This is a genomic window from Legionella stuttgartensis (genome assembly GCF_977063405.2).
Map to the genome: position 1 here is coordinate 1 of NZ_CDRUHA020000032.1, position 1,159 is coordinate 1,159.

The window sequence follows — 1,159 nt, forward strand, 5'->3', positions numbered from 1 at the left end:
AACTGCTTAATAAGTCACGCACTTCCATTTCAACTAATTCTAACAACTCAGGGTCATCAACCATGTCTGCTTTGTTCATGAACACAACAATGTAGGGTACACCTACTTGGCGTGATAACAATATGTGTTCTCTAGTTTGTGGCATAGGACCATCAGCTGCTGATACTACAAGTATCGCTCCGTCCATTTGCGCCGCTCCAGTAATCATGTTCTTAACATAGTCAGCATGTCCTGGGCAATCTACGTGCGCATAGTGTCTATTCGCTGATTCATATTCTACGTGTGCTGTAGAAATCGTAATACCACGCTCGCGCTCTTCTGGTGCCGCATCAATTTGATCATATGCTTTCGCTGTTCCACCAAATTTCTTCGCCATAATCGTGGTAATAGCCGCTGTTAATGTCGTCTTACCGTGGTCTACGTGACCAATCGTGCCAACATTTACGTGTGGCTTCTTACGTTCAAATTTTTCCTTCGCCATTGGAAAGTCTCCCCATTTGCTAAATTGACATTATGGTGCCCACAACTGGACTCGAACCAACGACCTCTTCCTTACCAAGGAAGTGCTCTACCGCCTGAGCTATGTGGGCTTATATTAGCTTGCAGATTCATACGAACAAGCAAATATTTCTATTTCTAATATTTTGGAGCGGGTGATGGGAATCGAACCCACGCTATCAGCTTGGAAGGCTGAAGTTCTACCATTGAACTACACCCGCTTGTCCTTCTTCTTTTTAACTGGTGGAGGGGGAAGGATTCGAACCTTCGAAGGCAGAGCCGTCAGATTTACAGTCTGATCCCTTTGACCGCTCGGGAACCCCTCCAAAAAGAACGCTATTGTCTTTTAAGATGAATAGAATGTCAACATTTTGTTAACGGCCAACCTATTTAAGATGGTGCTGGCACCAGGAATCGAACCCGGGACCTACTGATTACAAGTCAGTTGCTCTACCAACTGAGCTACGCCAGCATATTCGCTTTTTCCTGTTCTTTGCAGGACTCAGTGATGTTTTTCTTATAAACTATCACTTAAATAAAACCCTGGCGATGACCTACTTTCACATGAGGAAACCTCACACTATCATTGGCGCGGGCTCGTTTCACTTCTGAGTTCGAGATGGAATCAGGTGGTTCCAAGCCGCTATGGTCGCCAGGAAAA

At 45.0% G+C, this 1,159-nt stretch carries 1 protein-coding gene, 4 tRNA genes and 1 rRNA gene; all 6 read right to left on the minus strand.

The genetic code is table 11. The features are described 5' to 3' along the window. A partial coding sequence (locus ACWTEW_RS08610; RefSeq protein WP_454783630.1) for a GTP-binding protein occupies positions 1-481 on the minus strand: 481 nt, incomplete at its 3' end. Between the two features lie 33 nt (positions 482-514). Further along, a tRNA-Thr gene (locus ACWTEW_RS08615) sits at positions 515-590 on the minus strand. A gap of 55 nt (positions 591-645) precedes the next feature. Continuing rightward, positions 646-719, minus strand: a tRNA-Gly gene (locus ACWTEW_RS08620). Between the two features lie 20 nt (positions 720-739). Continuing rightward, positions 740-824 (minus strand) — tRNA-Tyr (locus ACWTEW_RS08625). A 70-nt stretch (positions 825-894) separates the two neighbouring features. Further along, positions 895-970, minus strand: a tRNA-Thr gene (locus ACWTEW_RS08630). Positions 971-1,039: 69 nt separating this feature from the next. Next, positions 1,040-1,155 (minus strand): 5S ribosomal RNA (gene rrf / locus ACWTEW_RS08635). Between the last annotated feature and the right edge of the window lie 4 nt (positions 1,156-1,159).